General features: G+C 71.2%; 13 protein-coding genes. 4 read left to right on the top strand and 9 right to left on the bottom strand.

Annotated features, from left to right (window positions below; all coding sequences use genetic code 11):
• Window positions 1-18: 18 nt before the first annotated feature.
• From ACZ7HQ_RS17455 to ACZ7HQ_RS17430, 6 genes are all read right to left on the bottom strand, one after another.
• Window positions 19-774 carry an aspartyl/asparaginyl beta-hydroxylase domain-containing protein gene (locus ACZ7HQ_RS17455; RefSeq protein ID WP_470990287.1) on the bottom strand — a complete coding sequence of 252 codons (756 nt, stop codon included), beginning with the start codon at window positions 772-774 and terminating at the stop codon, window positions 19-21.
• Between the two features lie 149 nt (window positions 775-923).
• Complete coding sequence (locus ACZ7HQ_RS17450; RefSeq protein ID WP_470990285.1) at window positions 924-1,508, bottom strand: sigma-70 family RNA polymerase sigma factor; 585 nt, start codon at window positions 1,506-1,508, stop codon at window positions 924-926.
• A 252-nt stretch (window positions 1,509-1,760) separates the two neighbouring features.
• Complete coding sequence (locus tag ACZ7HQ_RS17445) at window positions 1,761-2,468, bottom strand: hypothetical protein (RefSeq protein ID WP_470990283.1); 708 nt, start codon at window positions 2,466-2,468, stop codon at window positions 1,761-1,763.
• Window positions 2,469-2,651: 183 nt separating this feature from the next.
• Window positions 2,652-3,194 (bottom strand): copper chaperone PCu(A)C, encoded by a 543-nt coding sequence (locus ACZ7HQ_RS17440; protein ID WP_470990281.1) that lies wholly within the window; start codon window positions 3,192-3,194, stop codon window positions 2,652-2,654.
• Complete coding sequence (locus tag ACZ7HQ_RS17435; protein WP_470990279.1) at window positions 3,191-5,440, bottom strand: heavy metal translocating P-type ATPase; 2,250 nt, start codon at window positions 5,438-5,440, stop codon at window positions 3,191-3,193. Before ACZ7HQ_RS17435 ends, ACZ7HQ_RS17440 begins: the two co-directional genes overlap by 4 nt.
• Window positions 5,441-5,493: 53 nt before the next feature.
• The gene (locus tag ACZ7HQ_RS17430) at window positions 5,494-5,742 is read right to left on the bottom strand and encodes a hypothetical protein (RefSeq protein WP_470990277.1); all 249 of its coding nucleotides are present in this window, start codon (window positions 5,740-5,742) and stop codon (window positions 5,494-5,496) included.
• Between the two features lie 221 nt (window positions 5,743-5,963).
• Between ACZ7HQ_RS17430 and ACZ7HQ_RS17425 the strand changes: the two genes are divergently transcribed.
• From ACZ7HQ_RS17425 to ACZ7HQ_RS17415, 3 genes are all read left to right on the top strand, one after another.
• On the top strand, window positions 5,964-7,178 hold the full coding sequence (locus tag ACZ7HQ_RS17425; protein ID WP_470990275.1) for a PP2C family protein-serine/threonine phosphatase: 1,215 nt from the start codon (window positions 5,964-5,966) through the stop codon (window positions 7,176-7,178).
• Between the two features lie 118 nt (window positions 7,179-7,296).
• Complete coding sequence (locus ACZ7HQ_RS17420) at window positions 7,297-7,635, top strand: hypothetical protein (RefSeq protein WP_470990273.1); 339 nt, start codon at window positions 7,297-7,299, stop codon at window positions 7,633-7,635.
• A 130-nt stretch (window positions 7,636-7,765) separates the two neighbouring features.
• Window positions 7,766-8,668 carry a DUF4231 domain-containing protein gene (locus ACZ7HQ_RS17415; RefSeq protein ID WP_470990271.1) on the top strand — a complete coding sequence of 301 codons (903 nt, stop codon included), beginning with the start codon at window positions 7,766-7,768 and terminating at the stop codon, window positions 8,666-8,668.
• Window positions 8,669-8,695: 27 nt separating this feature from the next.
• On the opposite strand, the gene ACZ7HQ_RS17410 is transcribed toward ACZ7HQ_RS17415, so the two are convergent.
• Window positions 8,696-10,399 (bottom strand): tetratricopeptide repeat protein, encoded by a 1,704-nt coding sequence (locus ACZ7HQ_RS17410; protein WP_470990269.1) that lies wholly within the window; start codon window positions 10,397-10,399, stop codon window positions 8,696-8,698.
• Window positions 10,400-10,501: 102 nt separating this feature from the next.
• Window positions 10,502-14,290, bottom strand: a complete 3,789-nt coding sequence (locus ACZ7HQ_RS17405; RefSeq protein ID WP_470990267.1) for an nSTAND1 domain-containing NTPase — start codon at window positions 14,288-14,290, stop codon at window positions 10,502-10,504.
• A 149-nt stretch (window positions 14,291-14,439) separates the two neighbouring features.
• On the opposite strand from ACZ7HQ_RS17405, the gene ACZ7HQ_RS17400 reads away from it, so the two are divergent.
• Entirely contained in the window at window positions 14,440-14,907 is a 468-nt protein-coding gene (locus ACZ7HQ_RS17400) for an RICIN domain-containing protein (protein ID WP_470990265.1), read from the top strand.
• A 301-nt stretch (window positions 14,908-15,208) separates the two neighbouring features.
• On the opposite strand, the gene ACZ7HQ_RS17395 is transcribed toward ACZ7HQ_RS17400, so the two are convergent.
• On the bottom strand, window positions 15,209-16,195 hold the full coding sequence (locus ACZ7HQ_RS17395) for a L,D-transpeptidase (RefSeq protein ID WP_470990263.1): 987 nt from the start codon (window positions 16,193-16,195) through the stop codon (window positions 15,209-15,211).
• Window positions 16,196-16,685 lie beyond the last annotated feature (490 nt).

Here is a 16,685-nt window from a genome sequence, read left to right as displayed (position 1 = left end):
TTCGTGAGCCTCGGACGGTCAGCCGTCTCCCATCATTCGCCTGATTTCCGAGATGAGTGCCACCAGCGCCCGCCGTTCCGGAACGGTGGTTTCCGGGTGCCAGAGGTCCATGAGGAGACAGGTGCGCGGACGGTCGCCGTCGTTGCGCGCCGCATGCTCGAAGGAGTAGTCGAAGAGCAGGCAGCGCCCCTCCTGCCAGGAGCGGGTCGTACCGGCGACGGTGATGCTGCACCCCTCGGGGATGGTCACGGCGAGATGCAGGTTGATGCTGAAGTTCCACAGATCACAATGCGGGGCTATGGACGCCCCGGGGAGCAGGGTGGAGAAGTGGCACTCCAGAAGAGGACATATCGTCTCCGTGTCGACGGCGAACTCCTGGAGCACCTTGTAGGCGGTGGGCGCGGTCACCGCCGATTCCTCCACCAGCGCCCCGCCGCGATAAAGATGGAGAGCTTGCCAGTCGTGCTGCCGGGTCAGGTAGTGCTCATAGTCGGAGAATTTCTCTCGCTCTGCCGCCCAGACCGAGTCCAGCTCGTCCTTGATGGGCGGATGAGCGGATTCCAGCGCCTCGACGACGGGGACCAGCTCCGGATGGGCGTAGGGATCATGCCACGGGGTGGGCGACAGCCCCGGCAGGATCCACTTGGCCCCCTTCTGCAGCGGATGCCGGGGCCCACCCCCTCCGGGCTCCAGCATCCGCTCGACCCTGCTGAGACAGTCCGCGCCGTGATCGCTTCTGATCGCCGCGAACGCTCTCTCTATCTCGGGTGTCATGAGGCCCTCCTGGCTGATGCCGCGGCCGTGCGTCGTGCCGCGCCGTCGCATCAGTAGTCGGACCGCGGACCGCGCCGGTTCCCACGACTTTCGGCCGACGTCCCGGGCGGGCTGCGTCCGGAACCACGGTCGCCCACCACCCGGTTCCGCTAGTCGACGTCCACGAGCATGCTCATCAGGGTCATCCGGGCACGGGCCACGCGGGAGCGGATCGTGCCGACCGGGCAGCCGCCGAGCCGGGCCGCCTCTTCGTAGGACAGGCCCACGACCTGGGTGAGGAGGAACGCCTCACGACGTTCGTCGGGGAGCGCGTTCAGCAGGTCGAGAAGTGCGATCCCGTCGTCGAAGCCCGGAAGCCCGTGCGGCTGGGCGCACTCGACGTCCCACTGCCAGTCGCGGGTGTCCGCCGTCCGGGGGCGGACGGCGGCGCGGCGGAAGCTGTCGATGACCGCGCAGCGCGCGATGGACAACAGCCAGGTGCGCGCCGAGGCACGCCCCTCGAACCGGTGCAGGCTGCCGAGAGCGCGCACGAACGTGTCCTGGGCCAGGTCGTCGATGTTCTGCGGATCCGCGCCCAGATGGGCGACGTAGCGGAGCACATCGGCGTGCAGGGCCCGGACGAATCGTTCGGCCGCGTCCGTGTCGCCGCTTCGGGCGGCCAGGGCCCAGGCGGTCGCCGACGCGTCGGCCGCGGTCTTCTGGGAACGCGAGGCATGCAGGACTGAAGTGATCACGAGGTGTCCTTCTCAGTCATCCGGAGTACGGCTCGTAGGGCCCGTGCTGAGGGCGCACCGTCTCCGGGTAAGTGGGCTGCGGCCGTACCGGGGGTACGGCGGGGCCCGGGGCTCGCGCAGGCTGGTGAGCATGCCGCGGTCGGCGCGGGTTCCTCAGGAACCGCTCACACCGCTCTGGCTGATGAAGACATCCCTGACAGGTGGTACCTGCCCAAGGAGGAAGCGAAAAGAGCCCCGGTGGATCCGGCTGTCTCAGGCGACAGCGGCACCCACGGGCGGCCCGCGCGAGATGATCGCGTAGCAGAGAAGGAGTCGCGCCAGGGTCCGGCGGCCGAGGTCGTGGTCCCGCCGCCGCACGGAAGGACGGCAGGGCGGCACCGGCAGGGCGAGCAGCATCCGCAGCGGCGCCACGAGGCGTGCGGCGGTGGCCCGCAGGATGCGGAAGACCGCGCGCTCGCCGTACGCGAGCCACAGGCCGCACAGGACGGCGGCGAGCAGGTGCGCCGCGAACATGCCGAACATGCCGAACGCGGCGGTGCCCACCATGTGGTGCGCGCCCTGCATACCGGGCCCGCTGTGCGTCATGGAACCGGCACCCATGTGCCCCATGCCCGCCATGTCCATCGCGTGCATGTGCGTCGGGCCCATGTGCATGGAGCCCATGCCGGTTGTCGCGCCCGAGGCACCCGCCTGCGGGCCGGGCGCGTGCGACTGCGCCAGGGTGAAGGTCTCGTGCAGCACCGCCTGGGCGGCGACCACGACGCCGACGATCAGCGCGCGTCCCCGCTCACGGCCGGCGAGGCACCAGCCGGTGCCTCCCGTGCCGGCGGCTCCCGCCGCCATGGCCCACCAGGGGACCGAGGCGCCTGACATCATCACGTGTCCGAGGGCGGCAAGCAGCACACAGGCCGCGGCGAACACCCCGGCCCGTAGCGTGCGGCACCACCCACTGACAGTCATGACGCGCCCATCTTCGCACCCGTGGTCCGGTCGTCGTCAGGGGGTACGTACGGACACGGGCCCCCGGACTCATCCAGAGCAGGGTGACACACACCACACCGAAGAGCCGGGAACTCCACGGGCGTCGGCAGCGACTTCCCGTACGGGACCACTCACGAGCGAGGCCTGACGACGTGAAACCGACTACTGACTGAAAGTGATCATTCCAGGTCGAGCCACGACAGCGGGAAGCTCGACCCGGCCGCTGCGGCTGAACGTCAGTGTGAACGAGACCAGGTCGCCCGCCCGCCACTTGCCCGCAGGGGCCGCCACCGTCAGGTCCACCCCGTACGGCGACATGGCGAGGTCCTGCCCCGCCCGTATCTCGACCGAGTCGATCGGGGCGCGGTATGCCGTGGCGCTGCTCCCCATGTGGTGGCGGGCCAGGCTCACTCCGCCGGGAGCGTCGGGTGAGGTGACGCCGACCAGGCGGTCGGCCGCATCACCCTCGTTGGTGATGCGGAAGAACGCCGCCGTCACGCCGGAGCCGGCGGTAGGCAGCAGGACACGTCCCTCGGTGACGCTGATGCGAGGCGGAGTGCCCGCGTTGCCCGTGCCCACCCAGGTGGTCAGACCCGCCAGCGCAAGGCTGGACGCGGCGACCGGCACGAGCGTCGCGAGCAGGGTGTCGGTCAGCCGGCGCCGTTCGGTGAGCCGAGCCGCGTGGCGGGTGAGGAATCCGTTCACCGGTGACCGGCACTCCCCTGCCGACGCCCGCGCGCCGGGGCCGCCGACGGCTGCCAGGCACGCAGACGCAGGCTGTTGCCCACCACCAGCACGGAACTGGCCGACATGGCCGCCGCGGCCACCATCGGACTGAGCAGGCCGACCATGGCGAGCGGCACGGTGACGACGTTGTAGCCGAAGGCCCACACCAGGTTCGCCCGGATGGTGGCGAGCGTGCGCCGCGCCAGCCGGACGGCGTCACCGAGGGCTTCGATGTCACCGCGCACGAGCGTCAGGTCGGCCGCCCCGATGGCCACGTCCGTACCGCTGCCCATGGCGATGCCCAGATCGGCGGCGGCGAGCGCGGCGGCGTCGTTCACGCCGTCGCCCACGACCGCGATCCGGCCGCCCTCGTCCTGCAACCGCCGTACCAGGGCGGCCTTGTCCTCCGGTGTGCAACGGGCGTGCACCTCGTCGATGCCGAGTGCGTCGGCCACCGCCCTGGCGGGTGCCTCGCGGTCACCGGTGGCGAGCACCGGGCGGACCCCCAGCCTGCGCAGCCGGTCCACGGCGTGGTAACTGCCGGGACGGACGACGTCTCCGACCGCGATCAACGCCTCGGCCACCCCGTCCACCCGTACCAGCACCGGTGTGTGCGCGGCGTCCTCCGCCGCCGCCAGCGCGTCCGCCAGGACATCCGGCAACTCGCCGTCCGGGGCCAGCACTTCCACCGTACGACCGTCCACCCGGCCACGGACTCCCCGCCCCGGCATGGCCGCGAAGTCGTGTACCGCCGGCAGCGGCTCCTCCGCCGCCGAGCGCCGCGCGCAGGCGGTGACGGCCCGCCCCAGCGGATGCTCCGAGCCCTGCTCCACGGCGGCGGCCAGGCGGAGCACCGCTTCCCGCCCCGGACCCTCCGGTGCGGTGGTGACCCGCGCGACAGTCATGTGGCCGGTCGTCAGGGTGCCCGTCTTGTCGAGGACGACGGTGTCGATGTGCTGGAGTGCCTCGAGCGTCCGCGGACCGCTGACCAGCACGCCGAGCTGGGCGCCGCGGCCGGTGGCGGCCATCAGGGCGGTGGGCGTGGCCAGGCCGAGCGCGCAGGGACAGGCCACGACGAGCACGGCCACGCATGCGGTGATCGCCGCCTGCGGGTCCGCCCCGGCGCCGAGCCAGAAGCCGAGCACGGTCACGGCGATGGTCAGTACGACGGGCACGAACACCCCGGCGACGGCGTCGGCGAGCCGCTGCGCCCGGGCCTTGCCCGCCTGGGCCTCCGTCACCAGACGGGTGATGCGAGCCAGCTGTGTGTCGGCCCCGACGTCGGTGGCGCGGACCAGCAGCAGACCACCGGCGTTGACGGCTCCGCCGACCAGTGCGGACCCGGGCCCGACCTCGACGGGCTCGCTCTCGCCGGTGACCAGCGAGAGGTCCACCGCGGAGCTGCCCTCCACCACACAGCCGTCCGTGGCGACACGCTCCCCGGGCCGCACGACGAAGACCTGCCCCACCCGCAACCGCGCGAGGGGAACGGAACGTTCGCCCTGTTCATCACGTACGGACACGTCCTTGGCCGCGAGCTGGGCCAGGGACCGTAGAGCCGCCCCGGTCCCTCGCCTGGCCCGCGCCTCCAGGTGACGCCCGGTCAGCACGAACAGCGGGACTCCGACCGCGGCTTCCAGGTACACGTGCGCGGGCCCGTCCGACGCGGACGGCAGCAGACTGAACGGCATGCGCATGCCCGGTTCGCCCGCTCCGCCGAGGAACAGCGCGTAGGCCGACCAGGCGAAGGAGGCCAGGACGCCGAGCGAGACGAGCGTGTCCATGGTGGCCGTGGAGTGCCGAAGCCCGCGCAGCGCCCGCGTGTGGAAGGGCCAGGCGCTCCACACCGCGACCGGGGCCGCGAGCACGAAGCACAGCCACTGCCAGTTGCGGAACTGCAGGGCCGGCACCATGGACAGCACCAGAACCGGCACGGCGAGCAGCGCGGTGACGACGAGCCGCTCGCGTTCCAGCCGGGCAGCCGCCCCGGCGCCGTCTCCGCCGCCTTCCGTCCCGGCCCGCCCTTCCGGCTCGGCGGGCTCGGCGGGCCCGGGCAGCGCCGCCTGGTATCCCGCCTGTTCCACGGCCGTCACGAGGTCGTCCGGCAGGATGCCGGCGGGATGACGGACACGGGCGAGCCCGGTCGCCAGATTGACGGTCGCCGTGACCCCGTCGAACGCGGCGAGTTTCTTCTCCACCCGCCGCACGCAAGCGGCGCACGTCATGCCGCCCACCGTCAGATCCGTGACCACCAGAGGCGCCGTCGGCCCGGTCTCCATCACGCACCGCCCCCGTGCATCCCGGACATGCCCCCACCGTCACCGTCGCCCCCGCCGCCTGTCCCGCCACCGGTCGGTGTCCCGGTGCCGTGCATACCGGGCGCCACCGGGCCGGCGGCCGATCCCACGGCGTACGACACCGAGAAGATCAGCACCAGCAGCAACAAGAAGCCACAGAGAGCGGGTGGGGGCGTCAGCCCGCGGGGGATCAAGCCCGCGATGCGGGACGAGTGTCGGGACTCGGCCATGCTCGGCCTTCCTGGTCGCGTCGAACCGTCGTACGGCCAAGCACCGTGGCAGCCGTACCGCTACAGGAGTCGGACGAAGCGGAGGCCGAGTTCCGGCCTCGTTCTATGGCGTGCGCCACATGGCGGACACGCGCCCTCACCGCAGAGACGGTAGATTTCTCAACCAAACCTTCCTGATGTGAGAGCGGACGGAATCGGTGTGAGACTGGGCACGCAAGGGGGTGATCCCCGTGTCGGACCCACCGCACGCGTCCGCCGGTCCCGACACCGCCGTCGGCGAGGAGCGGCTGGAAGAGCTGATCATCGAGGCCCAGACCGCCCTGCCCGTCGAACTGCCCGCCCTGGCGAACCGGTGCGCCTCGTCGCTCGGCCTGGACACCGCGCTGATCTACCTCGCCGACCTGCAACAGCGGCTGCTCATCCCCCTCGACGAGACCATGGAGCCGCTGCTGGTGGACGGCTCGCCGGCCGGGAGGGCGTACCGCACGGTCTCCCCACGGGTGGCCGAGGCCGGCAACGGATGGATCATCTGGATGCCCCTGGTCGACGGTGCGGAGCGGCTGGGCCTGCTGGCGGTACGGACCGGCTCTCTTGACGAGGTGCTCCTGCGCCGCAGCCGGATGCTGGCCCATCTGTTCGCCATGCTGATCACCTCCAAGCGCGCCTACAGCGACTGGCTCGCCGCCCGCACCCGCACCGCGGCCATGGGGTTGCCCGCCGAGATGCTGCGGGCCTTCCTGCCACCCCGCACCATCGGCAGCAGAAGGTGCGTCTCGACCGCGGTCCTGGAACCGGCGTACGACATCGCCGGCGACGCCTTCGACCACTCGGTGGTCAAGAACGTGCTGCACACCATGATCCTCGACGGCATGGGGCACGACCTGACCGCCGGCCTGACCACGTCGGTGGCCATGGCGGCGGCGCGCAACGCCCGCCGTGGCGGTGGCGCCGTGGGTGACGTCGTCGGCTCCGTCGACCAGGCGCTCGCCGAGTGGCTGCCCGAGCACTTCTGCACCGGCGTGCTGTGCCGGCTCGACGCCGTGACCGGGGTGCTGCGCTGGGTGAACTGCGGTCATCCCCCGCCGCTGCTGATCCGCGCCGAGGAGGTGCTCGCCGGGGCGCTGGACAGTCCCCCGCAGCCGCCGATCGGTCTGGCGGGCCTGCTCGCCCCGGCAGCCCGGCAGGTCCACGAGACGAACCTGGAACCGGGCGACAGCGTCCTGCTCTACACCGACGGAGTCGTGGAGGCTCGCGACGCGGACGGTGCGGAGTTCGGCCTCGACCGGTTCACCGACTTCATCATCCGTTCCTCCGCCGCCGGACAGCGCCCGGCCGAGGTGCTGCGGCTGCTCATCCACGCCATCCTCGACTACCAGCGCAACCAACTGCGGGACGACCTGACCATCCTGCTCTTCGAATGGCGTCCGCAGCGGTGACGGGTGGTCCTGGGCCGGTCGGTGCGGATGCACCCTCGGATGTCTCAGGTTCACACCCGGGCTCCGGTGCTCTTCACTGATCACAGAAAGACAGCAACTCGAGCTCACGGGGGTACACATGCACAACAAGAAGCGCGTCCTCGCGGCCGGGCTGGCCGCCGCGGCCTCCGCCGTGGCCCTGACCGTCGCCGGTGCGGCCGTTCCGGCGCAGGCCGCTGCCCAGGGGACCGTCGACTGCGAGGGCTGGGTGCACAACAACGACCCTGATGTCGGCATCGCGGGCTGCCAGAACAACACCGACCACTCCGTCACGTTCCGCGCCGAGATCGTCTGCGGCTGGGCCCCGGACGTCTCCGGCAACTGGGTGACGCTGAACCCGGGGCAGTACGGCGAGTCCACCGGCAACTGCGCCTTCTACAGCACGGGCGTCGGCAGCGTGGGCTGGACCATCCAGTGACGCACGGGAGTTCGGGCGGCGCCTTCCTCCCCAACTCGCTGTCATCCACCCGGTCGACCTGATTGAATGAACAGGCGTTGAGGCAGGGCTGGGACGTTGCAGGGCGGGTCACCGCCCGGAGGGACGGGTCGTGACCGGGGGAACGCCGACGTTGGACATCAAGCACGGCGATTTCCCAGCCCTGTACCGTGCCGCTGACTCCAACTCCCTGAACGGACAGCGGAGATACCTGCGGACGACCCGGCTGCAGCTCGGTTCCCTGGTCGCCGCCGCCCTGTTCGGCATCTTCGGATGGCGAGTGGGCCGGACGGACCTGGCCGCCGTCCTGGCGGCGGTGGCCTTCGCGTCCGCCATGGTCAGCGAGGTCTACCTGCTGAAGGAGCGGCCGGACAGGCAGTGGTACACCGGACGCGCGGTGGCCGAGTCCACCAAGACGCTCACCTGGCGTTACATGGTCGGCGGCGCGCCGCTTCGGGTCGACGCCTCCGACAGCACCAGCGCCGACGCGCTGCTCCTCGAACGCTTCGCCCAGATCGAGGCCGACGTCCGGGGACTGTGGCTCATCCCCGACGGGGGCACTCCGGAACAGATCACTCCTGTGATGGCACGCGTTCGTGAGCTGCCGCTCGACGAGCGACGCGTCTTCTACCTGGAGCACCGGATCAAGGATCAGCTCGACTGGTACGGGCGCAAGGCACGCTGGAACGCACGCGTCGCCGTCCGCTGGTCCGTCACCCTGGCCGTACTCGAACTGCTCGGGCTGGCCGCGGGCATCGCCAGGGCCGCAGGCATGGTCGACGTGGACCTGATGGGGTTCGCTGCGGCGTTGGCGGCGGCCGGCACCGCCTGGGTGCAGGCCAAGCAGCACCAGAACCTGGCGACCGCATACGCGGTGACGGGGCATGAACTGTCCGCGATCGCTGTCCGTGTGCCTCCCGCGCCGTCAGAGGAGTCCTGGGCGGGCTTCGTGGCCGACGCCGAGGAGGCGATCTCCCGGGAACACACACTCTGGCGGGCCTCCCACGGCGGCTGAGCCGACCGACCCGGGCGTCCGAAGCGTTCACTCAGGCGTCGCCCGCCGACGAGTGCAGCAACCGCCCCCGTCGGCGGTCTCCGAGACCGCGTCGAGGCGGCAGAAACAGGACGCCTCGACCGGCACGTCCGCCATCGCCATGGCGATCCTCAGCTTCTGAGCCACGATCTGCGCCTCTCCCGCCTTGCCCAGCCGGACCAGACACTCGTGCAGCCCGTGCAGCGCCCAGACATTGTCAGGGTGCTGCACGGCGCGTGGGAGGGTGTCGTCCAGTCCCAGGTCGGCCCGGTAGACCGCCTCGGCCTCCGCGACGCGTCCCCGTTCCAGCAGCAGGGCGCCGTACGCGTGCCGGGTGGGCTGCATCCATCCCCAGGGCTCGTCGTAGGGAAGGTTGTCATCCAACTCGATCGACCGCTTGAGTGCGGCGAACGCGGCGTCATGGTCGCCCTTGCGGTACGCGAGTTCACCGTCGAGCATCGCCGACGCGATCGCGAGGATGTCGGCACAGGTGTTGTTGAACAGCATGCGTGTCTCCGGCACCCGGGCGAACGCCTCGCCGAACAGGCGGCGTTCGGCCTCGGCCTCGGCGATACGGCCGGTGGCCGAGAACGCGACACCGCGGGCGTAGTGCAGCATCGCCGTGCTCACGCTGTAGAGGTCCGGGTCGGCGGGCATCGGCACCCGCAGGATGTCGCTCCAGCGGCCGAAGCGGATCAGTACATGGACCCGCATGGCCAGGAAGCCCTCCAGCCAGTCGGCCATGGGCGGGCTCTGCACGCGCAGCAGTTCCTCGGGGATCGACGCCTCCAGCTGGGCCGCGGCCTTAAGTGCGGTCCGGAACCGGCCGAGGAACATCGCGCCGTAGATCTTGAAATGGTGGTTGTGCGACCGGTACAGCGTGTAGAAGTTCATGGCTCCGGCCCGCGCGTGGAACTTCTCGTCGGCAACGATCGCGGCGTCGTTGTCCGACACCACTCGCCGGTAGTCGCCGCAGAGCACCTCGATGTGTGACGGCATGTGCAGCAGGTGGCCGGCGTCGGGCACCAGGCCGCGCAGCCGGTCGGCGACGGGCAGGGCGACCTCGGGTGTCGGGGACATCTCCATCAGGTGGATGTACATGTGCAGGACGCCGAGGTGTCCCGCCCCCGCATCCGTCGCGAGCGCCCGGTCCAGTACGGCCTTCGCCTCCCGCGTGCGGGCGCCCTCGGCCGGCTCACCGGTCCGCAGGTTCCACAGCCGCCATGGGGTGAGGTTCATCAGCGCGTCGGCGTACAGGGTGGTGATGTCGAGGTCGTCGCGCGCGAGTTCGTGGACGGCGCGCATGCTGTCGGCGTACGGCGCGTTCCACACGGAGCAGTCGTCGACGGCCTGCGGCTGCGGACAGCGGGCACGCAACGCGCCGATCAGGGCTCGTTCGACGGGCGTGGCGCCTGCTTCCGCCTTCTCGTGGGCGAGTTCCACGGCGGCGTGGGTGCGTTCGACGGTGCGTGCGAGGTCCAGTTCGTCGAAGAACTCCCACGGTTTGTTGTAGTTGGGGCCGAGTGCGTACGCGATGCCCCAGTACGCCATGGCACAGTCGGGGTCGGCGGCCGCGGCGGCTTCGAAGCAGGAGACGGCTTCCTCGTGGTTGAAGGCGTACGTCCAGACCAGCCCGCGGTCGAACCAGAGCTGTGCCTCGGGTGAGGAGGTCGTCACGGGGCGGCTGTACGTGCCGAGATCGTAGTAGTCCATGCGTCGTCCCTCACCACCCGACCGCGAAGGGCCGGGTACCGGCCGCGTTCCCTGGGCAAAGCGTGTACCGCGCAGCGTAGTCGGCCGGGCCGTGACGTGGTGTCATGTGATGGGGCAGGGTGGGGTGAAGTCGACCGCCGGGAAGTACCGTGCCCATTCGGCTCTGGTGATCCGCGGGTACGCGCTGTCGCAGATGCGGGTGACGACCCTGTCCGGACCGGTGTCCCACAGCCGGACCGTGAAGTCGTTGCCGCCGGTGGCCAGGGTGCTGCCGTGCGGGCCGAACGCCACGCCCGGTACGGGGTTCGTGTGGCCGGTGAGGACGGTGGGAGCGGCCGAGCCGTGCACGTCCCACAGCAGGATCCTGCCGTCCCCGGCGCCGGCTGCCAGCCTGCGGCCGTCCGGGGAGAAGGCCAGCCCGTAGACCCACGAGCCGGCGGTCCGTAGCCGGGTCACCTTCGCCCGGCGGCCGCTGTCGCGGGCATCGATCAGCCACACCGTCCTGTCCGTCCGGTGGACGGCTGCGAGGATCCGGTTGTCGGGGCTGAAGATGCCGTCGGTCAGCGGGTCGGACCGGAACGGGGCCGGCAGTTCCCGGGGGCTGCGCGGATCGCTGATGTCCCACAACCGCAGCGAGCCGGACTCGCCCGTGCTCGTCACCAACGTGTGGCCGTGTGGCCGGAACGACGCCGTCGTGACGACCGGCCCGCCCTCGGCGATCCGGCTCAGCGGCCGGGGACGGGCGGGATCGGTCAGGTCCCACAGTCCCACCGCGTGCTGCGTCCACACGGCCAGCAGGTGACCGCCCGGGCCGAAGCCGGCCCCGCCGACTTCGCCGGCGTGGGGTTCGACGACCGACATGAGCCGCGGTCTGCGCGGGTCGGTCACGTCCCAGACGCGGACGGTGGTGTCCTCGCTGGCGGTCACGAGGGTGCGCCCGTCCGGGCCGAACGCCACGGACCGGACGAACTTGGTGTGCCCGCGCAGGACCGCGAGCGACCACAGGGCCCGGCCGCCGCCGACCTGCCACAGCCGGGCGGTGCCGTCCCAGCTGGCGCTGGCCAGGAGGTGGCCGCCGGGGGCGAACGCCAGCGAGGTGACCACGTCGTCGTGGGTCCCGAGCGACAGGTCCCGCAGGTCCAGCAGCCGGTCCGAGTCGGCGAGCACGCGACCGTCCGGACTGAACGCGGCCTGGTAGGCCCCACCTGGAATCGCGCTGACGCGCCTGGGGTGTGCCCGGTCGGTGAGGTCCCAGAACAGGGTGGACCCGCCGACCGAGACGAGTGTCCGGCCGTCAGAGCTGAACGCCACCGACCAGACGATCGCGGGATGGCCTTGCAGGACGGCCGGTGGCCGCGTCCGCGGACCGCTGCCGATCTCCCAGATCCGTGCGGTGTGATCCCAGCTGCCGGTCGCCACGGTCCGGCCGTCCGGGCTGAACGCCACCGAGGTCACCGTGTCGGTGTGGCCGCGCAACACGTCGAGGGGGCGCGGACGCACGGGGTCGGTGACGTCCCAGAGCCTGGCGCTGGTGTCACCGGTGGTCGCCAGTGTGTGGCCGTCCGGGCTGAACGCCACCGAGGTGACCACGCCGGTGTGGCCGGGGAGGGCGGCCAGCAGCGACGGGTGGCGGGGATCGTGCACGTTCCACAGCCGCGTCATCCCGTCGGTGTGGCCGGTGGCGACGAGGTCGCCGCCGGGCCGGAACGCCACCCACGTCGGCGCGGCCGGCTGGTCCGGCAGGGTGCTCAGCCGGACGGGCGCTCGCCGGTCCGCCACGTCCCACAGCCGCACCGATCGTTCGCTCGCGGCCGCCAGGACGCGGCCGCCCTGCCCGAACGCGACCGCCAGCAGCCGCCAGGGCTGCTCCAGGACCGCCAGCTGCACGGGGCGGTGAGCGTTCCCCACGTCCCACAGCCGGACCGTGCGATCCCAGTCGGCGGTGGCCAGGACCGTGCTCCGCGGGGCGAAGGAGATCGAGACCACGTCTGAGGTGTGGCCGGTGAGCCGGCTGATGTACGGCGTCGCGAACGTGCTCATCAGCTGATCGCGGACGTCGTCGGTGGCTGCCAGCCGGTACGCGGCCAGGTTCAACTGCGCGGCGAGCGAGGGGTTCTGCTGCCGCACCTCGGCCGCGTCCGCGGCGGCCTTCCGCGCGAGGGCCACGTTGCGCTGCCGGATGGCCGAGCTGCGCGAGCCGATGGCCAGGACGCCCGCGGTGGCCGCGGTGACCACCAGTACGGTGAGGAGCGCGACCAGCTGCCGCAGGCGTACCGTCCGCCGCCTGACCGCCGCCATGTCGCTGGCCTGCGCGTCCCTGCTCGCGTCGAGGAAGCACCGTTCCCTGGACGTCAGCCGGCCGGCGTCCGCTGCGGCCAGGTCCAGTGCCGCGGCGAGGCGGGCACCCCGGTACAGGGCGTGCGGGTCGCGGCCCTGCGCCTCCCAGTCTGCGGTGGCGTCGGTGAGCTGCCGGTGCAGCAGCAGCCGGTCCCGGTCCTCGGTCAGCCAGCCACGCAGCCTCGGCCAGCACCGGATGATCGCCTCGTGGGTGATCTCGACGCACTCCTCGTCCAGCGTCACCAGCCGTTGCCGGGCGAGGGATTCGAGCACGAAGGCCGTGTCGGGGCCCGGGTCCAGCTCGGCCCTGGTGATCCGGCGCCTGGTGTCCTCGGTACCGACACCCAGCGCGGTCAGCCGGAGGAAGAGCGACCTGGCGAGGTCCTGCTGCACCGGCGACAACGCCCGGTAGGCGATCTCGGCGGTCCGCGCGAGCGCGTGCTGGATTCCGCCGGCCGCCAGGTACCCGTCCAGGGTCAGCCGGCTGCCGCTGCGGCGGCGCCAGGTCTCCATCATCACGTGGGACACGAGTGGCAACGCACCTGGCTGACCGGTCGCGTCCGCGACCACGGCCGCCAGCAGCGGGCCGGTCACCGTGCAGCCGGCGATCCCGGCCGGCCGGGTGATGGCCTCCCGCAGCTCCTGGCTGCTCATCGGACCGACCGCGATCTGCGCGTCGCGCATCGCCTCGACCAGCAGGGGTTCCTGGACGCAGTGGCCGTAGAAATCGGCGCGCACGCCGAGCACCACCCGGGTCCGGCTGGTCGCCGCCGTGGTGGCCGCGATCAGCAGGGCGATGAACGCCTCCCGTTCGTCCCGGTCCCGGCAGTGGGTGAAGACCTCCTCGAACTGGTCGGCCACGATCAGTGTGTCGATGTCCGGCGTACGGTCGATCAGGGCTTGGCGGATCCGCAGGTGCAGCGTCGCGGGATCGTCGCGCAGCTCGGTCATCAGCGCACCGGGTGCCTCCCCCGTCGTCGCGGCCAGGCGGATCGCGCACTCCTCCACGGGGTGGGGGCCCGGCGTGAAGAGCATCACCGGCCACCCCGATGTCTGCGCGTGAGCGACGAGCCCGGCCCGTAGCAGCGAGGACTTCCCCGATCCGGACGGTCCGAAGACGGCCACGAACCGGCGTTCACGCACCTTGGCCAGCACCTCGCCGGTCAGCCGCTCGCGCCCGAAGAAGCGGCCGGCGTCTTCCGGCTGGAAGGCGGACAGCCCGGCGTACGGTGCGCCCTGCGCGCCTTGCAGGCCGGTCTCCCCGGGCTCGTCGCCTGGTGCGCCGACGGCGATCTCGGCGGCGACGGTGTGCCAGCGGGCTTCCCAGGCACGACGGTCGCCCTTGCACGCCTCTACGTACGCCAGCGTGACACTCAGGCTCGGAAAGGTGCGGCCGCCCGCGGCGTCCGACAGCGTCGTCGACGAATAGTGTGCCCTCCTGGCCAGTTCCCGGTAGGGCGGCCGGCCCGCCGCCTCGCGCAGCTTCCGCAGGTCGGCCGCGAACCGCGTCAGCGGACCGGTGTCCGGGCCGAGCGGGCGTTCGGCACGTGGCATGGCCTTCCTTTCCGCGGCCTTTCAGCAGCCGCGATGCGTGGTGGAGTGTCCGGCTGTTGATGTCCGGCGTCCGTGTCCCGGCACCGGCCAACTCCCGGCGGCTAGACAGGTGCCAGCGCAACCGCACACCGGCTGTACGGAGGGAAAGCATGAAAGCTGTGAAGCGACTGGTGCCGTTGCTGGCGGCCATCGGGCTGGCGGTCGTCGGTACCTGGACGAGTCCGCCGGCGTTCGCCGCGGCACCGCTGCTCAGGTCCAACCTGAACGGACGGTGCGCCGACATCTTCGGGTTCCACCAGGAGAACGGCGCCACCACCGTGACGTGGGACTGCACCGGTAACACCAACCAGCAGTGGTTCTGGGACGGGGAGCAGATCCGCTCCAACATGAACGGAAAGTGCCTGGAGATCTACGCGTTCGCTCAGGGTGATCTGGGCTCGGTCAGCATGTGGGACTGCGACGGCGGCATCAACCAGAGGTGGTTCCGCAACGGCAACGAGATCCGTAGCCGGATGAACGGAAAGTGCCTCGACATCCAGGGCGGCCGGCCTGAGAACGGCCAGCTCCTGGTGAGCTGGAGCTGTAACGGAGCGGCGAGCCAGAGCTGGGACTTCTGATCGGTGGTCCGGCCCGGCGAGTGAAGTGCCGGGCCGGACCACGGTCGCCTGCCGGCGGAAGCTCCCCGCTCGAAGCACTGCTCCTCCTCGCCCGGCCAGGAGGAATCCCGGCAGGGACGAGACTCGCGTACAGCGGATGAGGCCGGGTCGGAAAGCCCCGCAGTCACTCGGACGGGGTACCGAGCCCCGCTTGGGACGTGTGCCGGCGGGCGCCGGTGGAGGCCAATCCTGCGGGCGCGTACGACGGTGGCCGCGCCGGTCAGCATCATCGATGTGCTGACCGCGCGGCCACCGCGGCGGATCACAGGGTCGCGGTCGTCCCCTTCCCGGACGCGCTGCCGGCGAGCCATTCGTCCCATCCCAGGTTGAAGTCGGCGTAGCCGTTGTCGGCCGGGGCCTTGGCACGGGTGGAGCCGGTGATGGTGACGGGGTCGCCCTGCTTGACCTGGCCGTAGAACCACTTGGCGTCCGACAGGGACAGGTGGACGCAGCCGTGCGAGCCGCGGGCGCTGCCGCTGCCCGGATTGGGGTCGCCGGTCGAGTAGTGCACGTACGTGCCGCTCTGGGTCAGGTGGATGTCCCAGGGCAGCGTCAGGTCGTAGTAGTTGGGGCTGCCCTTGTCACAGCTGATGCCCACGGTGCAGGAGTTCATGTGGACCTTCTCCTGCTTGTCGATGACGGCCATCGTGCCGTTCCACGTCGGAAACTGGGCGCTGCCCGCATTGATCGACAGGGTGCGCAGCAGCGTGCCGTTGCGGGTCACCTTCATGGTGTGACCGGTCACCGACACATCCGCGCGCACGTCGTCGCCGACCGTGAAGCTGTGCGTGTAGTTGCGCACGCCGTAGCGTCCGTTGCCGTTGCTGACCCCGTTCATGTCAGCGTCGATCTTCACCTTCGTACCGGAGGGCCAGTACGTCTGCGGTCGCCAGTCGACGCGCTTGCCGTCGGCGAACCAGTGCCAGGCGCCGACCACCGGCTGCGAGGCGCTCACCTTCATGTGCTTCTCCACCGCGGCCCGGGCCTTCATCGCCACCGGGTTGGTGAAGACCACCGAGATCGGCATCGCCACACCGACCGTGGTTCCCGTCTGCGGGGTGATCGTGTCCAGCAGCATCGGCGGGCCCGCGGGCTTCGTCGGAGAGGGCGAGGCGCTCGCACCCGGCTTGCCCGACGCCTTCGCGTCGTCGCCGCTCGCCTTGTCACTGCCACCACCGCATGCACTCGCGCCCACCAGCATCGCACCCGTGACGAGTGCGATCCCTATGCCGCTCTTGCGCCGCCCCACGTCCTGCCCCGCTCTCTCGCTCCTCAGCCCTGACGGGCTCGACTCCCTGTCAGACAGTGAGGGTGTGGGTAACAGTTGCGTGCGCCGTGTAAAGGGTGTGCCAAAACTCGGCGCGCGGGCCGCAGCGCCGTGGGGCGGCGGTCAAGGCCGCCGATGATCCCCGCGGGCCCGGCTTCCGCTCCTTCTTCGCACCCTGAGAGGCTTTCCGCGTGCCCATGGCCAATCCCCGGTTCAGCGTCCTGTCCGAGGACTTCGCCACCGATCCGTACCGCTGCTTCGCACGGCTGCGGGAGCAGGCACCGGTGCACCACGAGCCGGCGATCGACAGTCACCTCCTGTCCCGCCACCGGGACGTGCGGCGGGTGCTGACCGACCATGAGACGTTCACCACCGAAACGCTGCAGGTGCGCGCCGAGCCGGTGATGCGCGGGCCGGTCCTCGCCCGGATGACCGGCGCCGAGCACACCGCCAAGCGGAAGATCGTCGTGCG

The organism is Streptomyces sp. NPDC037290, from assembly GCF_055603245.1.
The sequence above is the reverse complement of the archived record's forward strand: the minus strand, read 5'-3'. Positions and strand labels throughout refer to the sequence as shown.